This is a genomic window from Kitasatospora sp. NPDC048545, assembly GCF_040651155.1.
GTDB lineage: Bacteria > Actinomycetota > Actinomycetes > Streptomycetales > Streptomycetaceae > Kitasatospora.
The window spans coordinates 17,137-37,983 of sequence record NZ_JBEZIQ010000015.1 but is presented as its reverse complement, the minus strand read 5'-3'; the positions used below and the strand labels follow the sequence as shown (position 1 = coordinate 37,983).

Here is a 20,847-nt window from a genome sequence, read left to right as displayed (position 1 = left end):
TCGTGTGCGGTGCGGCCCGTCATCGGGCGGCCAGCCGTTCGGCGATGGCGCTCACGGTCCTGGCCCGGAACACCAGTTGCGGGGGGACGCGGGTGCCGGTCTCCCGGGACAGCCGCATCGCGACCCGGACGGCGGCCAGCGAGTTGCCGCCGATCCGGAAGAAGTTGTCGTCCCGGCCGACCTCGGCGAGGTCGAGCACTTCGCGCACGGCGTCGGCGACCAGCCGCTCGGCCCCGGTCAGCGGGTCGGGTGCGGCGGCGCGGCGCCCGGCGGGGGCGGGCAGCGCCCTGCGGTCGACCTTGCCGTTGTGGCTCAGCGGCAGGGCGTCCAGGACGTCGAGGGTGGCCGGCACCATGTGCTCGGGCAGCAGGGCCGCCAGGTGGTCGAGCAGCGCGTCGGGGTCGGGGGCGTCGGCACCGGCGGTGACGTAGGCGGCGAGCCGGCGGTCGCCCGGGGCGGGCTCGTGCACGGTGACGACGGCCTCCTGGACGGCCGGGTGGCGGGTGAGCGCGTCCTCGACCTCGCCGGGCTCGACCCGGAACCCGCGGATCTTGATCTGGTCGTCGATCCGGCCGGTGACCTCCAGCAGGCCCTCCGCGCTGACGAAACCGAGGTCGCCGGTGCGGTAGAGGCGCTCGCCGGGGGCGCCGAACGGGGAGGCGACGAAGCGTTCGGCGGTCAGCCCGGACCGGCCGAGGTAGCCGTGGGCGAGACCGCCGCCGGAGGCGTACAGCTCGCCCGTGACACCGGGCTCGACGGGGCGCAGCAGCGCGTCCAGGACGTGGACGCCCTTGCCGTTCAGCGCGGCGCCGATCGGCACCGAGCCGCCGGTCAGGTCGGCTGGGGTGACCCGGTGGCAGGTGGTCAGGCCGAGGCTCTCGACCGGGCCGTAGCCGTTGGCGACCCCGAGGCCCGGGTGGTTCTCCAGGGCCTTCGCGACGTGGGTGACGGAGGCCCGCTCGCCGGCCGTGAAGGCGAGCTTCAGCCCGTCGTAGGTCTCCGGGAACTCCTCCAGCAGGAAGTTGAACAGGCTGGCGGAGAGCTGGAGCTGGGTGACGCCGTGGCGGCGGGTCAGCTCGGCGATGGTCTGCGGGTCGGGCCGCTGGCCGGGCTGCAGGACGCAGCTGCCGCCGAAGCAGAGGGCGCCGTAGAGCTCCAGGGCGAAGGCGTCCCAGGAGACCGGCGAGCACTGCAGCCAGACCTCCTGCGGGCCGAAGCGGGCGTAGTCCTGGCCGAGGTAGGTGGTGGTGAGCGCCCGGTGCGGGACGGCCACGCCCTTGGGGCGGCCGGTGGAGCCGGAGGTGAACATCACGCAGGCGAGGTCGGCGCCGTCGACCGGCAGGCCCAGGTCGTGCGCCGCGTACCGGGCGAGTTCGGCGGCCGAGGAGTCCAGGTCGACCTGGTTCGGGACGTCGAACGGCACGGTGGCGCGCCGGTGGGTGACCACCGTGGCGGCGCCGGTGTCGGCGACCGCGCCGGCCAGCCGCTCGGCCGGGAAGTCCGGGTCCAGCAGGGTGTAGGCGGCGCCGGTCTTGAGCGCCGCCAGCAGGGCGGTGACCATCTCGGGCCCGCGGTCGGCCAGCACCGCGACGGTGTCGCCGCGGCCGATGCCGAGGCCCGTCAGATGGCGGGCGAGCCGGTTCGCGGCGGCGTTCAACTCGCCGTATCCGACGGTGCGTTCGCCTGCGATCAGGGCGGTGGCGTGCGGGGCGCGGGCGGCCTGCGCCTCGAACAGGGCGTGCACCGGCACCTCGGCGGCGGAGGCCAGGGTGCCCAGCCACTCCTCGCACAGGCCGGACATGGTGGCGGGCCCGAACAGGTCGCTGTCGTACTCGAAGCGGCCGGTGAAGCCGGTGCCGAGGTCGTCCACGGAGACCGACAGGTCGAAGCGGGAGACCGGGTTGGAGTGCAGGGCCCGGGTGACCTGGTGGCCGCCGACCGTGAACGGCCGGGTGTCCAGCGGGTGCAGCTCCAGCAGCACCTGGCAGAGCGGGTTGCGGTCCTCGGGGCGCTCGTCGAGGACGGCGCTCGCGATGTCGTCGAAGGGCACCTCCTGGTGCCGGTACCCGGCGATCGACACCTCGCGCACGTGCCGGACCAGCTCGCGGAAGGAGGCGCCCTCCTCCAGCTTCAGCCGCAGCGGCAGCAGGTTGACGAAGTAGCCGATCAGGTCGTCGAGTTCGGCCCGGCCGCGGACGTTGACCGGGGAGCCGAGCACCAGGTCCCGCTGCCCGGACCGGCGGTGCAGGGTGAGCGCCAGCCCGGCGAGCAGCACCATGAACGGGGTGGCGTCCTCGCTGCGGGCGAGCGCCCGGACGGCCTCGGCGACCGGGTCCGGCATCGTGAAGCGGTGGAAGGCCCCGCGGAAGGCCTGCTCCTCCGGCCGGGGGTGGTCGGAGGCCAGCGCCGGCTCCGTCGGCGCGTCACGCAACTGCTCGCGCCAGTAGTCGAGTTGGCGATCGGTGGTGTCGTCCCGGTACTGCCAGGCGGCGTAGTCGCCGTACTGGACGGCGAGTTCCGGCAGCTCGGCCGGACGGCCCTCGGCCGCCGCCGCGTACAGCTCCTGGAGTTCGGCCTCCAGCACGGCCAGCGAGCCCTCGTCCCAGACGATGTGGTGGAGCAGCAGCAGCAGCGTGGTCGCCCCGCCGGCCCGGAAGACCCGGGCCCGCACCAGCGGCCCCCGCTCCAGGTCGAAGGGCTCCAGCGCCGCCTCGGCGACCAGGTCGTCCACTCGGTCGGCGGTGGTCTCGGTGAGCGTGAACGGCAGCTCCACCGCCGGGTGGACGACCTGGCGCGGGCCGTCCTCGGCGAGCTCGAAGGTCGTCCGCAGGCTCTCGTGCCGCGCCACCACCCCCGCCAGCGCGCGCCGCAGCAGCTCCGGGTCGACCGGCCCGGCGAAGCGGAACACCCAGGGCACCACGTAGGTCGGCGCGTCCGGGTTCCACTGGTCGAGGAACCAGAGGCCGCGCTGGAACTTGGACAGCGGGGCCACGGTGGCGCCCGTACGGACCAGTTCGGGGCGCTCGCCGCCGGTCGCGGAGCTCACCGCGGCGGCGAACTCGGCCAGCGTCGGCGCGTCGAAGATGGTGTACGGCGACACCATGCCGAAGACGTCGAAGACCCGGCCCACCACCCGCACCGCGGTCAGCGAATCGCCGCCCAGGTGGAAGAAGTTGTCGTCGGCGCCGACCTCTGGCACCCCGAGCACGTCCGCCCACACCGCCGCGATCAGCTGCTCGGCGGGAGTGCGCGGCGGGCGGCCGACCGGCTTGGCCTCGGCCGCGGCCTGCGGCGCGGGCAACGCCGCGCGGTCCACCTTGCCGCCGGCGGTCAGCGGGAAGGCCGCCAGGGCGGTCAGCGTCGCCGGGACCAGGTGCTCGGGCAGCCGCTCCGCCAGCCAGGGCCGGACCACGGCGTACTCCGGCGCGGCGCCGGTCACGTACGCGGCCAGCCGGCCCTCGTGCGCCACCACGACGCAGCCGGTGACACCGGGGTGACCCGCCAGCACCTGCTCGACCTCCCCCGGCTCGACCCGGAAGCCCCGGATCTTCACCTGGTGGTCGCTGCGGCCGAGGAACTCCAGCGGGCCGTCCTCGACGGTGCGGCGCACCACGTCGCCGGTGCGGTACATCCGCGCTCCGCCGGGCTGTTCCTGTTGTCCGTCGGACGGGTCCGCGAACGGGTCCGCGACGAAGCGGTCGGCGGTCAGGCCGGGGCGGCCGAGGTAGCCCGAGGCCAGCAACGGCCCGCCGACGTACAGTTCGCCGGCCTCGCCGGGCGGCACCGGCCGCAGCCGCTCGTCCAGGACGTAGAGCCGCCGGGCGCCGAGCGCGGTGCCGATCGGCACCCGGGACGCCACCTGCTCACCGGCCAGCCGGTGGGTGGTGGCGGTGACCACGGTCTCGGTGGGCCCGTACGCGTTCAGCAGCGGCACCCCGGTCGCCGCCCACCAGGCGGAGGCGGTGGCGGGCTCCAGCTTGTCGCTGCCCGAGATCATCAGCCGCAGGGTGCTCGGCACTCGGCCGCCCAGGGCCGCCACCACGTCCTGGAAGTAGCCGGCGGCCAGGTTGGCGACGGTGACGCCCTCGGCGTCCAGCAGGTCCAGCAGCTCGGCCGGGGCCAGGAGTTGCTGCTCCGGGAGGACCAGGCAGGCCCCGGCGGACAGGGCACCGAGCACCTGCTCCACCGCCACGTCGACGGTCGGGCGGGCGAACTGCAGCACCACGTCCTGCTCGGTGAGGCCGAAGGTCCCGACCACGGCGGCCAGGTGGCCGGTGAGCGCTGCGAGCGGCACGTGCACGCCCTTGGGGCGGCCGGTGGTGCCGGAGGTGTAGATGACGTAGCCGGCGGCCGCGTCCGCCGTGCCCAAGGCCCCGGCGAGCCCGGTGAGCCCCGCGCCTTCGGTGAGCGCGGTGCCTTCGGTGAGCCCGGCGCCTTCGGTGAGCGCGGTGAGCGCGTCGCCGTCGAGGGCGAGGGAGGCTCCGGCGTCCTCGGTGATCCAGCGGTTGCGCTCCTCGGGGGCCTCCCGGTCCAGCGGCAGACAGGTGGCGCCCGCCCGCAGCACCGCCAGCAGCGCGACCACGTGGTCCAGCCGGTCGCGCCCGGTGACGGCGACCGTCCGCCCGGGGGCGATCCGGGCGGCCAGGGCGGCGGTCAGGCCGTCCAGCTCCCGGTAGCTGACGGTCCGGCCGCCGGCCCGGACGGCCGGCCGCTCCGGGAAGCGGCGGACGGCGGAGGCGAACGGCGCGAATTCGGGTGCCGTGAATTCGACGGGGAAACCGCGAGAGGACATCATCCAACCCCAGATCGTGAGAGAAACCGGCGACGAAAGCGACGATAGGGGGAATTCGACGGCCCTATCGGCAGAAAGAGCGGAAGGAAATCGGCAGTTTCATCATGCCGCTTTCCGGGCAGGCCAGAGCTACCGGCCGGGCGTGATTCAGAAACCCTCGGAGGACCAGACGTCCTCCCGGCCGAGGGCCTGCGGCGCGTATTTTCCGAGCGCACTGATCAGCAATCCGAGTTCCAGTGCCAGGCATTCCGTGAAACGGCGGAGCCCGGATTCCCGGTCCTCCGCGACGGCCAGCAGCGCGGCCCGTCCGAGGCCCACCGCGCGGGCGCCCAGCGCCAGGCTCTTGACCGCCCGGGCACCTTCCCAGATCCGCCCGGAGACCAGCAGGCTCGGCGGCGGGTCGGCCGCCAGGCGGCGCAGGCACTCCGCCAGCGGCAGTCCGACGTGCGGCAGGAACACCCCGGGTGCCCAACCGGTGCCGCCCTCGGCGCCGTCCACCACGACGGCGTCCGCGCCGGCCTCGTGCGCGACCCGGGCGGCCTCGGCCACGTCGCGGCCCGGGTAGAGCTTCACCCAGATCCGCACCCGCGGGTAGTTGTTGCGCATCAGCCGGATCTGCTGGCGCAGGATCTCCGCCGTGAAGGTGCCCGGGGTCGCGGCGCGCAGCACCCGGCCGTCGCCGAACAACGGGTCCAGCCCGAAGCGGTCGCCGAGCGCGGCGGCGGCCTCGGCCTCCAGTACGGTCATCCCTCCCAGGCCCGGCTTGGCACCCTGGCCGACCTTCAACTCGAAGGCCAGACGCCCCGATTCGAGCAGCGGCCGGGCGGCCGGATCGCTGTGGACGAGGTTCCACACCTCGGCGTCGGCGTCCTCCGTGCTCTGCTGAACGGCCACGCCGCCCAGCCCGTCCGGGAGTTCCTCGCCGTAGGCGCGCAGCCGCCCGAGCAGGGTGCGGTCGGCCGCCTCGCCGAGCCGCCCGTAGCCGTTGACCGGCACCACGTTCTCGCCGATCACCATCGGGATCCCGAGCGCCCCGGCCTGCCGGCTGAGGGCCAGGCCCAGGTCGCCGCCGGCGGCCCGGGTGGAGCCGGTCGCGGACACGTACACCGGCAGTGCGGAGGCGAACCCGCCGATGGTGGTGGCGAGTTCGACGTCCCGGTAGTCGGGCTCGCGGCCGAGGTCGATCAGCTTGGCGAGCCGCTGCGGCAGGAACAGCGGCGGGACGATCCGCAGCGCGTCCAGGGCGTCCGGCCGAGCCGATCCGTCGGTCCCGTCGGTCCCGTCGGTCCCGGCTGCGCCGAACAGCACGTGCCCGTACTCCTCGGCGGGCGGGAACGCGGCGGCCGCTCCGGCGCGGGCCCGCCGCCGGACCTCCTCCTCCGGGAAGCCGGGTGCGCTGAGGTCGCTCACGGCGACACCACCCCCGCGAGCTTCGGGAAGGCGCTGACCTGCCAGACGGCGTCCAGTCCGGCGACGAAGCGGGTGAGCCGCTCGACGCCGATGCCGAAGCCGGCGCTGGCGGGCACGCCCTCGCGCACCAGGTCCAGGTACCAGCGGTACTTCTGCGGGTTCTCGCCGGTCTCCCGCATGCGGGTGATGATCTCCGCGTAGTCGTTGGTGCGCTGGCTGCCGCTGCACAGCTCGCCGTAGCCCTCGGGCGCGAGCAGGTCGAAGTTGCGCAGCAGGCCCGGGTCGTCGGGGTGCTCGCGGTCGTAGAAGCCGCGCGAGCCCTTCGGGTAGTCGGTGACGAAGAACGGCCGGTCGCGTCGGGCCGACAGCAACGCCTCGCCCTCCCAGTCGAGCTCGGCGTCGGAGCTCTGCGGGTGGCCGATGCCCCGGAGTTCGGCGACCGCCTCGGCGTGCCGGACGCGTCCGAAGGAGCCCTTCAGGAGTTCGGCGAACGCCTGCGGGTCCCGGCCGAGTTCGGCGAACTCCTTGGGCAGCTCGCGGACCGTGCTGTCGACCATGTGCACCACCAGGTCCTCGGCCAGCTGGACGACGTCGTCCCGGCTCGCGCCGGCGACCTCTACGTCCAGCTGGTGGAACTCGGCCAGGTGCCGGCTCGTCCCCGCGGTCTCCAGGGGTTCCAGGCGGACGTTCGGGGCGATGCAGAAGATCTTGTCGAAGGCCAGCAGCGAGGCCTGCTTGTACAGGATCGCGCTGGTCATCAGCTTGTAGCGGTGGCCGTAGAAGTCGATGTCCACCTGCTTGGAGCCGCGCGCGCCGGGGTCGGTGACCGGACCGATGATCGGCGGCAGCAGCTCGGTGAAGCCGCGGCCGCGCAGGAACTCGCGCGCCGCGGTCAGCAGCTGCTGCTGGATCCGGAGCGCGCTGCGGGTGGCCGGCGTGGTCAGGTGGCGACCCGGGTCGGTCGGGGGCAGGGGAGCGGATTCGGGCATGGTCGGGGTCCTCGTCTCTCGGGGAGGGTCTGGTCTCGGGGAGGATCTGGTCTCGGGGATGGAGCGGTTCAGGGAAACGGGGCGGTTCTCGGCGGGCGGGCGCGGTTCTCGGGCAGGGGTGTCCGGGGACTGCCCGGCCGGGTGCGGCCCCGGGTGCCTCAGCGCGAGGCCGGCAGGCCCCGGGGGGCAGGCGTCGCGGCCGAGCGCACGTCCTGGCCGTCGTAGCGGCGCCGGACGTGGGAGAGGGCGGCGAGCAGTCCGGCCGAGCCGAGGATCGGCGGACGGCCGCCCTCGACCAGCCCGGCGATCGGCATCGAACCGACGGCGGACCAGTACAGCCGGCCGTCCGGGCCCAGTGAGCTGCGCGTCCTCCCGGCGTTGTCGGGGTGGAGGCAGTACGGCACGTCCAGGTAGCCGGCCGCGAACGCCTTCACCATGGCCCGCCCGAGGTCGGCGTCCAGGTCGAGCACGGCGCCGATCAGGGCCCTGGCCTCGGTCTCGATCCCGGTGTCCGGCGGCGCGGCCGGCCGCGGGCGGGTGCGCTCGGCCGTGGCGGCCGCGGCGGCGGCCTCCAGGGCCCGGACGTTCTCGGCGACCGTCGGGATGCGGTGCGCCTCGGCCGTGGTCTTGACGATCAGCCGGGCGGCACCGCCGCGCACGGCGAGCCGCGCCGCGTCCTCCAGCAGCCGCCGCGCGCCGGCGGGCGAGCGCGGGTAGACGCCCATGTACGCGTACACCACCAGGTGCCGGTCGACGTCCGCGAGCAGCTCGTCCGCGATCCGGCCGAGCGCGGCCAGGGCCTCCTCGTCCTGGTGGGCGCTGGTCTGCTGGGCGTAGCTGAGCGAGATGCTGCGCAACCCGTGCTGACGGAAGAACATCGCCTCCAGCACGCTGATGGCGATCAGCAGCGAGGGCGGGCAGAGCTGGCCCATCATGCAGCCGCCGAACGTCTCCAGGTGCGGTTCCGCCCCGAACGCACGGATGGAGGCGAGGAGTTCGCAGCTGCGCCGCCAGCAGGCCACCGCCTCGTGGAGCGGGGTGCGGCCGTACGGCAGGCAGTAGGAGACCGGCCCGCCCTCGGTGGCGTCCAGTCCGGCCGCCAGCAGCGCCTCGAAGATCCGTTCCGGTGCCGCCGAACCGTGCCGGACCTGTACCGGGAAGCCGGCGTCCGCCACCCCGTGCAGGACCGCCCGGGTGACCTCGACCGGGTGGGTGGCGATCGGGTAGCCGTTGAGGCCGGCCCCGACGGCCAGGGCGCGCCGCGCCGCGCCGAGGTCTCCGGTGCGGGTGTAGCTGTCCAGGGTGATGGTGCCGACAGTGACGGCGGCCGCCCCCCGGGTGGCGAGCAGGCCGTCCCGCATCCGGGCCGCCTCCGCCATCCCCATCCGGGGCTGCACCACCAGGGCACCGGCCTCCGCGGCCTGCGCCACGAACGCGCCGAAGCCGGTCACAGCAGGACCCGGGAGCGCAGCCCGTCGACGAATTCGCGGAACGGGGCCACCGAGGCGCCCTCCTCGAAGACGGCGTCGAAGCCGGCCGCCAGCAGCGTCCGCTCGCGGTCGGGGTCGTCGGCCCCGGCGATGCCGAGCTTGCCGCCGATGACGGTCGGCGTGCGCCGTAGTTCCGGGCAGGCGCGCAGGGACGGGATCACCCTCAGGCCCTCCTGGTGGCCGTGCCCGTTGACGCTGCTGATCACGATCAGGTCCGGCACGATCCGCCGGCATTCGGCGAGCAGCAGCGCGTCCGGGACGCAGGCGCCCAGGTTCGTCACCCGGTGGCCCATCTCCTCCAGCAGGAGTTGCAGGAACACCAGGTTCCAGGTGTGCGAGTCCGAGGCCATCGTCGTCACGACGACGTCCAGCCCGCCGGGTTCGGCATTTCCGTGCTGCACAACTCAGCCCTCATCGGTAGAGATCGTCGATGGATTTCCGCCGACGCCCGGGCCGGCGGACCGGGGATTCCGGCGCGTGTTCCGCGGCGGCCCGGCCCACGGAGAACGTTAGGAACGATCGGGCCGGGCAAGCGGCAGCTCCTGCGGCACAATGCGGCAGAATCGACGGCCCGCCGGGGCCCGCCGTCGGCTCACGGCGCCGCGCCACCGCCCCCGCGCCCGCGCCCCGCACCCCCGCGCCCGCGCCCCCACCCCACGACCGGGCGTCCGGTCGGCCCGCGCCGTCAGCCCGCGACGGCGAGCAGCGGCACGTCCCCGGCCGGGGCCAGCCGGAGCCCCGGCTCCTCCCGGACCAGGCGTCGGCACAGGTTGAGCACCGTGAACCGCACGCCGTCCCGGGCGGGCACGCTGCGGATCAGCCCGCGCGACAGCAACTCGTGCACCGTCGCCAGGCAGGTCTGCAGCGCCCAGCCGGTGCGGACCACCGCATCCTCCCCGGACCAGTCCCCCGGTTCGTCCACGAGGACCTCCAGCAGCTGACGCTGGCGGTCCGTCAGCCGTCGGATCGCCGGCTCCACCTCGTCGCGGACGTCACCGCGCGCGCCGAACACCAGCGGCGGTGCGGCCAGTGTGAACGGGACGGCCGCCAGCCGGGCGACCAGCTGGCCGGTGGACTGCACCAGCGCCCAGCCCGCCGCGCGCTCCAACGCGCCCGGCAGGCCGTCCAGGTGGCGGCAGAGCTCGGCGACGGCGGGTGCCTCGGAGCGCTCCAGGGTGTAGCCGGGGCGCAGCCGGCTCAGGTGCGAGAGCAGCAGCCGGACGGCTCCGACCTGCGCCAACGCCTCCGGTTCGGCGTCGAGTTCGGGGGCCGGGACGGGCAGTGGCGCGAGCGGGATGACCTGGCCGCCGGGCAGCGGCCGGGCCTCGCGGGCGGTGATCAGCACCCGGAGCCCGGGGCAGTGTTGGAACAGGGCGTCCAGCTGTCCGGCGTCCACCCCGTTGTCGGCGCCGTCCAGCACCAGCAGGGCGGGCCGGTCGCCGATGTCCCGGGCGAGGCCGTCCGGCAGGCCGCGCCAGGGGTGCGGGCCGACGCCGCAGTCCACCCAGCGCACCGACCAGCGGGCGGCCAGGTGCACCCGGCGGGCGACCTCCAGGGCGAGCCGGGTCTTGCCCACCCCGCCGAGGCCGACCAGCGAGACCAGCCGGTCCCCGTGCACGGCGAAGGCGTCGACCAGGACCTCGGTCTCCATCTCGCGGCCGACGATCGCCCCGCGCGCCACCGGCGGCGCGGCCGGTGCCGGCACCGTCGCCGGTTCGTCGGCGAGCGGGTGCCGGCGGGCGGCCTCCTCGAAGTCCGTCCGGCTGCGGCCCTCCAGCCGCAGCGCGTCCGCCAGCAGCCGGACGGTCTCATTGCGGGGCCGGCGCACCCGGCCGCTCTCCATGTCCCGGATGGCCCGCACGCTCAGGGTGGCGTGATCGGCCAGGCACTGCTGGGTCAGCCCGATCCGCTCGCGCCGTACCCGCAGCTGCTCGCCGAAGCCCGCCGCCGTCCTCACCGCTTGCACCGACTGCCCGCTGTCCATGCCTCGTCTGCCCTTCCGTGGTTCGGACTCTCGCCGGAGGTCCGGTCCGGCGGCAGCAGCACTGGGTGCCCGCGCGGCCCGTGGTCCGGCCGTACTGGCCCCGGTGGTCAGGCTGTGGCCTCCGAACCGGTTCCCTCCGGTTCCCGATGCTCCAGGCTCGGCGTCTACGTCCGATCAACGGCCGATCACCGGCCCCACCCGCGACCTTCACGTGGGCCTCACATCACGTTCGGCGGACCGCCGGAAGTACCGCCGGTACCGCCCGTGAAGGGGTCCAACCGACCAGGGGCCCGGCCGGGGACGCCCGAGCCGGGGCGACGGCAGCGGGTACGGGCGGCCGGGCACGGGCGGGGGCAGCAGCAGGGCGGGGCCGGGGTCCGGCGACAGGGACCGACCCGGCGGGAACCGATCAGACCGGGGCACACGCGGACCGAAGCGGGCGGGATGGGACGATACCTGCCATGTCCACCAAGTCTCCATCGGTCCGGGGCGACGGCGCCCCGCCCGACCCGCTCTGCCGTCTGCTGCTCGACCTCGGCGAGGCCCTGCTGGGCGGCGGCCTTCCCGTCCACGAGGTCGAGGAGGAACTCCGCGGCCTGGGACGGGCGTCGGGCGCTCCGGAGGTGCGGGTCGCGGCCCTGACCAACGGGCTGTTCGTCGCCCTGGGCCCCGACGAGGGCGCCAGGTTCCAGCCGGTGGGCGCCGCCCTGCGGTTCGAGCAGACGGCGGACGTCCTCCACCTGGTGCACCGGCTGCGCGCCGGTGAGCTCGACGGGCCGCGGGCCCTGGCCGAACTGGACCGGATCCGGCGGGCGCCGGCCCACTGGCCCACCTGGGTGGCGGACCTCGGGGCGCTGCCGGTCGGGGTGGGCGTCTGCCTCTTCCTGCAGCCGGCGGCGGCGAACGTGCTGGCGGCCGGGCTCGGCTCGCTGATCGTGGTGGGGCTGACCGTGCTCGCCCGGCGGATGCCGTACCTGCGGCCGCTGCTGCCCGTCACCGCCGGGTTCCTGGTGTCCCTGCTGGTCCTGACGCTCGCGCGGGCCTCGCTGCTGGACGGCCCGCTGCGGACGATCGTGGCCACGCTGGCGATCCTGCTGCCGGGCGGGCTGCTGGTCACCGGACTGTCGGAGATCGCCGCGGGTGCGGCCAGTGCGGGTTCGGCCCGGCTGGTGTCCGGCGCGGTGCAGCTGACGCTGTTCCTCGCGGGGCTGGTGGCGGCCGCGACCGCGACCGGCATGCCGGCCTCGGCGCTGGCGAACGTCCAGGTGGCGAAGCCGAGTTGGTGGGTGATCGGGCTGGGGCTGGCGATCGCGGTGGCCGGGCTGGTGGTCAACGTCCACACCCCGCCCTCGGCCGTCCCGTGGATCGTCGTGGTGATCGCGGTGAGCGCCACCGTCCAGGTGACGGTGGGGATGGCGCACGGCGCGGCGATCGGCGGCCTGGCCGGGGCGGTCTCCGCCGCGTGCGCGGCCACCCTGGTGCACTGGCTGCCGGGCGGTCCGCTCTGGCAGGTGCTCTACCTCCCGGCGTTCTGGATCGTGGTGCCGGGCTCCTTCGGCCTGCTGAACACCGCCCAGATCGAGGTCGGCAACGGGGCGCAGGCCGTGCTGGCGGCCGTGTCGGCGCTGTTCGGGGTGTCGATCGGCACCCTGATCGGCTCGGTCATCGGCCGCATCCCCCGCCCCTCCCTCGCCGTGCTGCAACCCCGGGGCTGAAACGGGGCTGGACCGGGTCCGCACCCGGGCCCCGAACCGCGTCCCGACCGGGCCGAACCGGGGCGCGGCGCGGCCCGGTTCGGCCGGGCGTGACGGACGCGAAAAGGGGCCGGGAGCCCCGGTCAGGCATGGCGCAGGGCCTCGGTGAGGCGGTCGGCCGCCTCGACGACGGCCCGGGAGAGCTGCGCACCCGGGTGCCGGGTGAGCCGTTCGATCGGGCCGGACACGGAGACAGCGGCCACGACCCGGTCGGACGGTCCGCGGACGGGCGCGGAGACGGAGGCGACGCCGAGTTCGCGTTCGCCGATGGACTGCGCCCAGCCGCGGCGCCGTACGCCGCTGAGCGCGGTGGCGGTGAACCGGGCACCCTGCAGGCCGCGGTGGAGCCGCTCGGGTTCCTCCCAGGCGAGCAGGACCTGTGCGGCGGAGCCGACCTTCATGGGGAAGGTGATGCCCACCGGAACGGTGTCGCGCAGGCCGGAGAGGCGTTCGGCGGCGGCCACGCAGATCCGGATCTCGCCCTGCCGGCGGTAGAGCTGGGCGCTCTCGCCGGTGATGTCCCGCAGGTGGGTGAGGACCGAGCCGGCGGCGGCCAGCAGGCGGTCCTCCCCCGCCGCGGACGACAGCTCGCCGAGCCGGGGGCCGAGGACGAACCGGCCCTGCATGTCCCTGGTGACCAGGCGGTGGTGTTCGAGTGCCACGGCCAGCCGGTGGGCGGTGGGCCGCGCCAGTCCGGTGGCGGCGACGAGTCCGGCCAGGGTGGTGGGACCGGCCTCCAGGGTGCCGAGGATCGAGGTGATCTTGTCGAGCACGCCGACACCGCTCGTGTTCTGCATGGATGGGTACTCCGTCTCAGATCCCGTGAGCGGCGGGCGGGCCGTGCTCACGGAGGCTCCCCGCGGGGAGCGGGGGGTGGTCAGCGAGGACGGGCCGGAGAAGTCGGCCGATTGCCTGCGCCGGGCACGAGACGGGTACGCGAAAGGGCCGGGGCGGGAAGCGCCCGGGCGAAGGACAGCACAGAGAGCACCGTGTCTCCTCATCTTTCCCGCGCCACAGTGGCGGCAGGCCGGAGTTGGCACTGATCCCGGACGGCACGGCGCGTACTTCGGACGCCGGGTCGACCGGGGAGCTGCCGGGGCTTCGTAGGGCCGGTCCCTCCACCCCTCTGGATGATTCGCCAGGAACCATACAAGATTCCCCGGGCCGCTCGCCAAACCTCCCCCCTCCCCCACCGCGTACGGAAGGCGGGCACCCGCACCGGCGTCGGCGCGGGCGCCGGCCCCGTCGGCCCGGCCGCCGCACCCCGCGCGGCCGCCCCGCCAGCGGTCCGGAGGGGCGCCCACCCCCGTGTGGCACAGTGGCCGCACGCCCCCGCCCGGGGGACACGCCGTCACGAACCGAGGACTCCCGTGCCCGAGTACAAGCCCGCGCCGCGCACGGTCGTCGAAGCCTGCTTCGACCCCCGGGGCACCGCCTCGCTCGACTACGTCTACGACGTCGCCGCGGCGGCCGGCCTCGCGGACCAGCCGGTGCGGCTGGCCGTCCGCCGCCTGGAGGCAGCGGGTGTGCTGCGCCAGGAAGGGCGGGGCCGCAAGGGCCGTCTCCACCTGACCGATGCGGGCCGGCTCCGCACCGACGCGGACGCCCGGTTCATCGCCCTCGCCCACGCGCAGGACGCCGGACTCGCCCCCTGGGACGGACTCTGGCGCCTCTACGCCTTCTCCGTCCCCGAGCAGCGCCGGGCCGAACGCGACGCGCTCCGCACCGCGCTGACCCGGCTCGGCGGCGTCCCGCTCGCGCCCGGCACCTACGTCAGCCCGCACGACCTCCTGCGGGAACTGACCGACGAGACCTCGCAGTCCACCGTCGACTCCTACCTCATCACCGCGGAGGCCACCCGCCTCGCCGGCCCCGGATTCTCCGACCCCGCCACCACCGCGGAACGCCTGTGGCCCGCGGCCGACACCCTCGCCGCGTACGGCCCGCTCGCCGACGCCCTCGACCACGCCGGCCGGGGCGCCCCCGCCGACGGCCCGACCGGCGCCGCGCACGGCTCCACCGGCCTCGTCGCCACCGCGCTGCGCCTGGCCGACGCGTTCGGCCACGCGCTGGAGCAAGACCCGCTCCTCCCCCCGGAGCTGCGGCCCTCCCCCTGGCCGCCCGCCCGCCTGCGGCACGTCTTCCAGGAGCGGTGGACCGCGATCCGCGAGCAGGCACCGGACCTCTCGCTCTTCCGCGCCTTCGACCCGCCCGCGGCCGAGCGGGGCTAGCTGTCCCAGCGGCCGGAGTCGACACCGAACCACGGACCCCGGCGCCCGACGCCCGCGGTCGGCGTCACCCGCCCAACAGGCCCCGGACGGCGGCGAGTTCCTCCGCACCCGCGTGCACGGCGGCCGCGATGGAGTCCAGGCTCCCCGCGCCGACCGGGATGCGCACCGGCAGCGGAGCGTCGGCGACGACGATCCGCAGGACGTCCCGGGCGAAGTCCTCGGGTCGGCTGACCGTCGGCAACTGCGCCATCCCGCGCAGCTGTTCGCGCATCGGCTCGGTGGCGTCCCGGTAGAGCGCGGAGCGGTCGGCGGCATCGGTGAGCGAGGTGTCGTAGCGGGTGGCGTAGCCGGCGGGCTCCAGGGCGGCGACCCGGATGCCGAACGGCGCGGCCTCGGCGGCCAGGGCCTGCGTCATGCCTTCCAGCGCGTGCTTGCCGGTGACGTACGCGCCCCGGGATTCACGGCCGTCCGGGCACCGCCCGCCCCGCCGTCACCAGCGGTCGTGCACCTGCGGCCGGATCCGGCGGTCGTACAGCTCCCGCACCGCCGCCAGGGTGGCCTGCGGCAGCGGCGCGAGGCCGGCGGCAGCCGCGTTGGCCCGCGCCTGCGCCACGTTGCGGGCGCCGGGGATCACCGTCGTCACGCCCGGCTGCTGGACGATCCAGCGCAGCGCCGTCTGGGCGGCGGTGGCGCCCTCCGGCGCGAGCGCGGCGAACTCGGCGGCCGCCTCGACGCCGGTGGCGAAGTCCACCCCGGAGAAGGTCTCGCCCTGGTCGAAGGCCTCGCCGTGGCGGTTGTAGGTGCGGTGGTCGTCCGCCGGGAAGACGGTGCGTTCGCTGTAGCGGCCCGAGAGCAGCCCCGAGGCCAGCGGCACCCGGGCCAGGATCCCCACGCCGGCCGCGGCGGCGGCGGGCAGCACCCGCTCCAGCGGCTTGAGCCGGAACGCGTTGAGGATGATCTGCACGCTCGCCACGCCCGGGCGCGCGATCGCGGTCAGCGCCTCCGCGCAGGTCTCCACGCTCACCCCGTACGCGGCGATCCGCTCCTCCGCGACCAGGGTGTCCAGCGCGTCGAAGACCTCGTCCGAGGAGTAGACGGGCGTCGGCGGGCAGTGCAGCTGCACCAGGTCGAGCCGCTCCACGCCCAGGTTGGACCGTGAACGGTCCGCCCAGGCACGGAAGTTCGCGAGGTGGTAGTGCTCGGGCCGCTGCTCGACCCGGCGGCCGAACTTGGTGGCGACGAAGACCTCGGCCTCCGGGCGGTCCTTCAGGAAGCGGCCGATCAGCCGCTCGCTGCGCCCGTCGCCGTAGACGTCGGCGGTGTCGAAGAGCGTGACGCCCGCCTCCACGGAGGCCTCCAGCACGGCCAGGGCGTCCTCCTCACGGACGTCCCCCCAGTCCGCGCCGAGCTGCCAGGTACCGAGTCCGACGATCGAGACGGGCCGGCCGGTGCGGCCGAGTACGCGCTGTTCCATGGGACGAGCCTCTCACGTCGATCGCCGCGGCGGCCGGTCCGCGCGTGCGCCCCGCCGCCGTCCGGGCCCGGCGAGCGGCGCCGCCGGACGGGAGCGGCCCCGGCGGCTCCACGGGCGGATGTGCGCGCGGGTGCGCACGGGAACGCCCTACGATGGGCGGATGAGCACCGGCACCGATCCAGCAGATGCGCATAGCTCGCAGCAGCGGGCCGAGGAGCGCCTGGACGTCGCCGCGTCCGTGCTGACCCTGCTGGCCGACCGCACCCGGCTCGCCCTGCTGGAGCGACTCGGCCGCGGCGAGGCGGACGTCACCACGCTGACCGGGGCCACCGGCGCCGCCCGGCCGTCCGTCAGCCAGCACCTGGCCAAGCTCCGGCTGGCCGGCCTCGTCGCCACCCGCAAGGAGGGCCGGCGCGTGGTCTACTCGCTGCGCCACGGCCACCTGCGCCGGCTCGTCGACGAGGCGCTGAACGTCGCCGACCACCAGATCGGCCACCTGCCGCCGCACGACTGACCCGCGTCGGCGGGCGCTCGCACCGGCGGCACCGCACTGCCGGGGCCGAGTTTCGACGAATAGGTGCACAGGTACGCACTTGTTCTTATGATGGGCTGACCACCCCACTGCCCACCGGGACGACGCCCATGCTCTCCGTGCTGCGCAACCGCACCTACCGCCACCTCTTCACCGCGCAGGTCGTGGCCCTGGTCGGCACCGGCCTGGCCACCGTGGCGCTGTCCCTGCTGGCCTACCGGATCGCCGGCAGTGACGCCTCCGCCGTCCTCGGCACCGCGCTGGCGATCAAGATGGTCGCCTACGTCGCCGTGGCCCCGGTCGCCGGCGCGCTCGCCGGCCGGCTGCCCCGGCGGACCCTGATGGTCGCGATGGACCTCACCCGGGCCTGCGTCGCGCTCGCCCTGCCGTTCGTCGACCGGGTCTGGCAGGTCTACGTGCTGATCCTCCTGCTCCAGGCCGCGTCCGCCGCCTTCACCCCGACGTTCCAGGCCACCATCCCGGACGTGCTGCCCGCCGAGCGCGACTACACCGACGCCCTGTCGATGCCCGGCTGGCCTACGACCTGGAGTCCCTGTTCAGTCCCGCGCTCGCCGCGCTGCTGCTGTCGGCGGTCTCGTACGACTGGCTGTTCGCCGGGACGGCGGTCGGGTTCCTGGCCTCCGCCGCCCTGGTCGTCTCCGCCGTCCTGCCCAAGCCCGCCCCGGTCGAACACACCGGCGGCGGCCACGCCCGGGCCGCCCTGGGTGCCCGCCTGTTCCGGGCCACCCCCCGGCTGCGCGCCCTGCTCGCCCTGGACCTCGCGGTCGCGGCCGCCGGCGCGATCGTCTTCGTCGACACCGTCAACGTCGTCCGCGACCACTTCCACCGCCCGGCCGGGGCCGTCTCGCTCGCGCTCGGCGCCTACGGCGTCGGCTCGATGCTCGCCGCGCTCCTCCTGCCCCGCGTGCTGGCCCGGGTCGGCGACCGCGCCGTCATGCTGCCCGCGGCCTTCGCCCTGCCGGCCGTCCTGGCGGCCGTCACCGCGATCTCCGCCGCCCCGGCCGGCACCGGGACGTGGGTGGCCCTGCTCGCCGCCTGGGCGCTCGTCGGCGCCGGCAGCTCCGCCGTGCTGACCCCCGGCGGGCGGCTCATCCGCCGCTCGGCCGCCGACGCCGACCTGCCCGCCGCGTTCGCCGCCCAGTTCTCCCTGTCGCACGCCTGCTGGCTGCTCACCTACCCCCTCGCCGGATGGCTCGCCGCCGGCGCCGGACTGCCCGTCACCGCGGTCGTCCTCGGCGGGCTCGCCCTGGCGGCCGCGACGGGCGCCGCCGCCCTGTGGCCGGCCCGCGACCCCGAGGAGCTGGAGCACCTGCACACCGACCTGCCCGCCGGCCACCCGCACCTCGCCGACGCGCACGCGACCCCGGGCGGCGCCTGGCGGCACGACCACCACTACGTCATCGACCGCCACCACCACACCTGGCCCCGCCCGGCGGGCCGCCCCCACGCCACGGCGGGCTGACCCGGGGGCCGGTGCCGGCCCGACGGGATCGGCCCGACGGGTCGGCGTCAGCCGGCCGCCCGGGCGGGCCCGACCGGCAGGGCGTCCGGCACGAGGGCGCCCGACCCTCCCTCCAGAAGGCGGGGGCGGTCCGTCCGGACGCCCCCGTCCGGGCCGTCAGAACCACTCGGGCCGGCACTCCTCGGCCGTCCGGTCGAGGCTGTCGAGCAGGTCGAACTGCGGCCCGGTGCGCGGCAGTTCGACCCGGAAGAAGTACCGGGCGGCCTGCCGCTTCCCCTCCCGGAAGGCGTCGGTGCCCGCGCCGAGCGCGAGGAACTGCTCCAGCCAGATCCAGGCCAGCACCACGTGGCCGACCGCCTCCAGGTAGACGGTGGCGTTGGCCAGCGCGACCGCCGGGTCGCCGGTCGCCCACAGCGCGGCGGTGGTCCGCCCGATCCGGGCCGCGGCGGCGTCCAGCCGGGCCGCGAACCCGGCCGCCTCGCCGCCGGCCGCCGCGGCCCGCGCGGAGGTCGCCGCGAGGGTGTCGAGGAGCAGCCTCAGCCCCGCCCCGCCGTTCATCACGACCTTGCGGCCGAGCAGGTCCAGGCCGTGAATGCCGTGGGTGCCCTCGTGGATCGCGTTGAGCCGGTTGTCGCGGTAGAACTGCTCGACGTCGTACTCGCGGGTGTAGCCGTAGCCGCCGTGCACCTGGATCGCAAGGTCGTTGGCGGCCAGGCACCACTGCGACGGCCAGCTCTTGGCGATGGGCGTCAGCACGTCGAGGAGCAGCTCGGCGCGGGACCGGTCGGCCTCCTGCTCGGCGGTGGCCTCCTCGTCGAGCAGCCGGCTGCAGTACAGGCCGAGGGCGAGTGCGCCCTCGACGTAGCTCTTCTGCGCCAGCAGCATCCGGCGCACGTCCGCGTGCTCGATGATCGGCACCTGCGGGGCGTCCGGGTCCTTGGCGCCGAGCGGGCGGCCCTGCGGGCGGGTGCGGGCGTAGTCGAGGGCGTGCAGGTAGCCGGTGTAGCCGAGCGCGGTGGCGCCCTGGCCGACGCCGATCCGGGCCTCGTTCATCATGTGGAACATGTACGCGAGCCCGTGGTGGGCCTCGCCCACCAGGTGGCCCACCGCGCCCGGGGCGCCGCCGGGGGTGTACCGGCCCTCGCCGAAGTTGAGCAGGGTGTTGGTGGTGCCGCGGTAGCCCATCTTGTGGTTGAGGCCGGCGAGCACCACGTCGTTGCGTTCCCCGGGCGCGCCGTCCGGCCCGACCAGGAACTTGGGCACGACGAACAGCGAGATGCCCTTCACGCCGGGCGGACCGCCGGGGATCTTGGCCAGCACCAGGTGGACGATGTTCTCGCTGAGCTCGTGGTCCCCGCCGGAGATCCACATCTTGGTGCCGGTGATCCGGTACGTGCCGTCGGCTGCCGGCACCGCCCGGGTGGTGATGTCGGCGAGCGAGGACCCGGCCTGGGGCTCGGAGAGGCACATGGTGCCGAAGAAGCGGCCCTCGACCATGGGCCGCACGTAGGTGTCGATCTGCTCCCGGCTGCCGTGCGCCAGCAGCAGGTTGGCGTTGCCGACGGTGAGCAGCGGGTAGGAGGCGGTGGCGATGTTGGCGGCCTGGAACCAGGCCCGGCAGGCGTTGGCGACCACGACGGGCAGTTGCTGACCGCCGATGTCGTGGTCCATGGAGGCGCCGACCAGTCCGGCTTCGGCGTAGGCCCGCAGGGCCCGGCCGATCTCGGGGATGAGGTGGACCCGCTCGCCGTCGAAGCAGGGTTCCTCGGCGTCGCTCTTCTTGTTGTGCGGGGCGAAGTGCCGGGTGGCGATGGCCTCGCTGAGGTCCAGCACGGCGTCGAAGGTGTCGCGGTCGTGGTCGGCGTAGCGGGCGCGACGGGTCAGGGCGGAGACGTCGAGCCAGTCGTGCAGCAGGAAGTCGAGGTCACGGCGGGAGAGCAGCAGGGAGTCCAAGGTCGGGTGTCCGATCGGCCGGGGTCCGGGGTGTCGACGTACGAGCAGCCGGGACCTTCCCGCCCGGCGCACCGCCGACACACCGGCCGGGCGGCTGACCCGATTCTCAGACGGCGGGTCGGATCTTGCCGGTACGCACCGGTAAGGTGGTGGACCGTGGCCAGTCGTAAAACGTCGATCCTGGAAGCCGCGGCACGGGTGATCGCCCGACGCGGGGTGCGCGGGCTGCGGGTTGAGGAACTCGCGGCCGAGGCGGGCGTGTCGACCGCGCTCATCTACTACCACTTCAAGGACCGCACCGGGATCCTCCGACAGACGCTGGAGTTCATCAACGACCGGGCGGAGCGCTACACGACCGACCGCGCCCCGGACGCCCCGCCGCTGACGCCCCGCGAGGAGTTGGAGCAGACCCTGCTGCTGGAGCTCCAGGACACCGTCGAGGTGCGGGAGAACAGCACCGCCTGGGGCGAGCTGCGGGCGAGCGCGGTGTTCGACGAGACCCTGCGCGAGGACCTGGCGCGGGCCACCCGGACCTGGGTGCAGGAGATCGCCGAGCTGCTCGGCGACCTGCGGCCGATGGCCTCGGCGGTCGCGCTGGCCGGCGCGGCGGAGCGGCTGACGGCGCTGCTGGAGGGCCTGAGCATGCGCTGGCTCAGTGGCAGCCTGCCGCTGGCGCACGCCCGGACACTGCTGGCCGACGCCATCGACGCCGAAGTGGTCCGGCTCGGTTCCTGATCTGAGCGGATCCGCCCGGA

Annotated in this window: 13 protein-coding genes, 2 pseudogenes and 1 riboswitch; of the genes and pseudogenes, 5 read left to right on the top strand and 10 right to left on the bottom strand. The window is 75.1% G+C overall.

Annotated features, from left to right (window positions below):
• Positions 1 to 19: 19 nt before the first annotated feature.
• The 6 genes from AB0D10_RS16645 to AB0D10_RS16620 all read right to left on the bottom strand — a co-directional run bounded on the left by AB0D10_RS16645 (position 20) and on the right by AB0D10_RS16620 (position 10,665).
• Positions 20 to 4,795: an amino acid adenylation domain-containing protein gene (locus AB0D10_RS16645; protein ID WP_360256472.1), complete on the bottom strand. Its 4,776-nt coding sequence runs from the start codon at positions 4,793 to 4,795 to the stop codon at positions 20 to 22.
• Between the two features lie 144 nt (positions 4,796 to 4,939).
• Complete coding sequence (locus AB0D10_RS16640) at positions 4,940 to 6,202, bottom strand: glutamate synthase-related protein (protein WP_360256470.1); 1,263 nt, start codon at positions 6,200 to 6,202, stop codon at positions 4,940 to 4,942.
• Positions 6,199 to 7,191 carry an asparagine synthetase A gene (locus AB0D10_RS16635; protein ID WP_360256468.1) on the bottom strand — a complete coding sequence of 331 codons (993 nt, stop codon included), beginning with the start codon at positions 7,189 to 7,191 and terminating at the stop codon, positions 6,199 to 6,201. Before AB0D10_RS16635 ends, AB0D10_RS16640 begins: the two co-directional genes overlap by 4 nt.
• 158 nt (positions 7,192 to 7,349) lie before the next feature.
• Positions 7,350 to 8,642, bottom strand: a complete 1,293-nt coding sequence (locus AB0D10_RS16630; RefSeq protein ID WP_360256466.1) for a methylaspartate mutase — start codon at positions 8,640 to 8,642, stop codon at positions 7,350 to 7,352.
• A complete protein-coding gene (locus AB0D10_RS16625) occupies positions 8,639 to 9,031 on the bottom strand; it encodes a cobalamin-dependent protein (protein ID WP_360256673.1) in 393 nt (130 codons plus the stop codon). Before AB0D10_RS16625 ends, AB0D10_RS16630 begins: the two co-directional genes overlap by 4 nt.
• Before the next feature lie 335 nt (positions 9,032 to 9,366).
• Positions 9,367 to 10,665, bottom strand: a complete 1,299-nt coding sequence (locus AB0D10_RS16620) for a helix-turn-helix domain-containing protein (protein ID WP_360256464.1) — start codon at positions 10,663 to 10,665, stop codon at positions 9,367 to 9,369.
• A 461-nt stretch (positions 10,666 to 11,126) separates the two neighbouring features.
• On the opposite strand from AB0D10_RS16620, the gene AB0D10_RS16615 reads away from it, so the two are divergent.
• Complete coding sequence (locus AB0D10_RS16615; RefSeq protein WP_360256462.1) at positions 11,127 to 12,380, top strand: threonine/serine exporter family protein; 1,254 nt, start codon at positions 11,127 to 11,129, stop codon at positions 12,378 to 12,380.
• Between the two features lie 122 nt (positions 12,381 to 12,502).
• Here AB0D10_RS16615 and AB0D10_RS16610 read toward each other — a convergent pair whose 3' ends face one another.
• The gene (locus AB0D10_RS16610; RefSeq protein ID WP_360256460.1) at positions 12,503 to 13,216 is read right to left on the bottom strand and encodes an IclR family transcriptional regulator; all 714 of its coding nucleotides are present in this window, start codon (positions 13,214 to 13,216) and stop codon (positions 12,503 to 12,505) included.
• 197 nt (positions 13,217 to 13,413) lie between these two features.
• Positions 13,414 to 13,556: riboswitch (SAM riboswitch) on the bottom strand.
• A 233-nt stretch (positions 13,557 to 13,789) separates the two neighbouring features.
• On the opposite strand from AB0D10_RS16610, the gene AB0D10_RS16605 reads away from it, so the two are divergent.
• A complete protein-coding gene (locus AB0D10_RS16605) occupies positions 13,790 to 14,650 on the top strand; it encodes a transcriptional regulator (RefSeq protein ID WP_360256458.1) in 861 nt (286 codons plus the stop codon).
• Positions 14,651 to 14,714: 64 nt separating this feature from the next.
• Here the strand turns inward: AB0D10_RS16605 and AB0D10_RS16600 are convergent.
• Both AB0D10_RS16600 and AB0D10_RS16595 read right to left on the bottom strand, forming a co-directional pair.
• A pseudogene (locus AB0D10_RS16600) lies at positions 14,715 to 15,101 on the bottom strand (SDR family NAD(P)-dependent oxidoreductase); the annotation flags it as partial.
• Positions 15,102 to 15,140: 39 nt separating this feature from the next.
• Complete coding sequence (locus AB0D10_RS16595) at positions 15,141 to 16,124, bottom strand: aldo/keto reductase (RefSeq protein ID WP_360256456.1); 984 nt, start codon at positions 16,122 to 16,124, stop codon at positions 15,141 to 15,143.
• A 160-nt stretch (positions 16,125 to 16,284) separates the two neighbouring features.
• Between AB0D10_RS16595 and AB0D10_RS16590 the strand changes: the two genes are divergently transcribed.
• A complete protein-coding gene (locus AB0D10_RS16590; RefSeq protein ID WP_360256454.1) occupies positions 16,285 to 16,638 on the top strand; it encodes a metalloregulator ArsR/SmtB family transcription factor in 354 nt (117 codons plus the stop codon).
• Between the two features lie 128 nt (positions 16,639 to 16,766).
• Positions 16,767 to 18,139 (top strand): annotated as a pseudogene (locus AB0D10_RS16585) (MFS transporter).
• 156 nt (positions 18,140 to 18,295) lie between these two features.
• Here AB0D10_RS16585 and AB0D10_RS16580 read toward each other — a convergent pair.
• A complete protein-coding gene (locus AB0D10_RS16580; protein ID WP_360256451.1) occupies positions 18,296 to 20,092 on the bottom strand; it encodes an acyl-CoA dehydrogenase in 1,797 nt (598 codons plus the stop codon).
• A 156-nt stretch (positions 20,093 to 20,248) separates the two neighbouring features.
• Here AB0D10_RS16580 and AB0D10_RS16575 point away from each other — a divergent pair, with 156 nt between their 5' ends.
• Entirely contained in the window at positions 20,249 to 20,827 is a 579-nt protein-coding gene (locus AB0D10_RS16575; protein WP_360256449.1) for a TetR/AcrR family transcriptional regulator, read from the top strand.
• The last annotated feature ends 20 nt before the right edge of the window (positions 20,828 to 20,847 follow it).

Bases quoted from the DNA above. Each gene is read 5' to 3' on its own strand.
- AB0D10_RS16645 (WP_360256472.1), bottom strand. From the start codon at position 4,795: ATGATGTCCTCTCGCGGTTTCCCCGTCGAATTCACGGCACCCGAATTC.
- AB0D10_RS16635 (WP_360256468.1), bottom strand. From the start codon at position 7,191: ATGCCCGAATCCGCTCCCCTGCCCCCGACCGACCCGGGTCGCCACCTG.
- AB0D10_RS16625 (WP_360256673.1), bottom strand. From the start codon at position 9,031: ATGGCCTCGGACTCGCACACCTGGAACCTGGTGTTCCTGCAACTCCTG.
- AB0D10_RS16620 (WP_360256464.1), bottom strand. From the start codon at position 10,665: ATGGACAGCGGGCAGTCGGTGCAAGCGGTGAGGACGGCGGCGGGCTTC.
- AB0D10_RS16615 (WP_360256462.1), top strand. From the start codon at position 11,127: ATGTCCACCAAGTCTCCATCGGTCCGGGGCGACGGCGCCCCGCCCGAC.
- AB0D10_RS16610 (WP_360256460.1), bottom strand. From the start codon at position 13,216: ATGCAGAACACGAGCGGTGTCGGCGTGCTCGACAAGATCACCTCGATC.
- AB0D10_RS16595 (WP_360256456.1), bottom strand. From the start codon at position 16,124: ATGGAACAGCGCGTACTCGGCCGCACCGGCCGGCCCGTCTCGATCGTC.
- AB0D10_RS16590 (WP_360256454.1), top strand. From the start codon at position 16,285: ATGAGCACCGGCACCGATCCAGCAGATGCGCATAGCTCGCAGCAGCGG.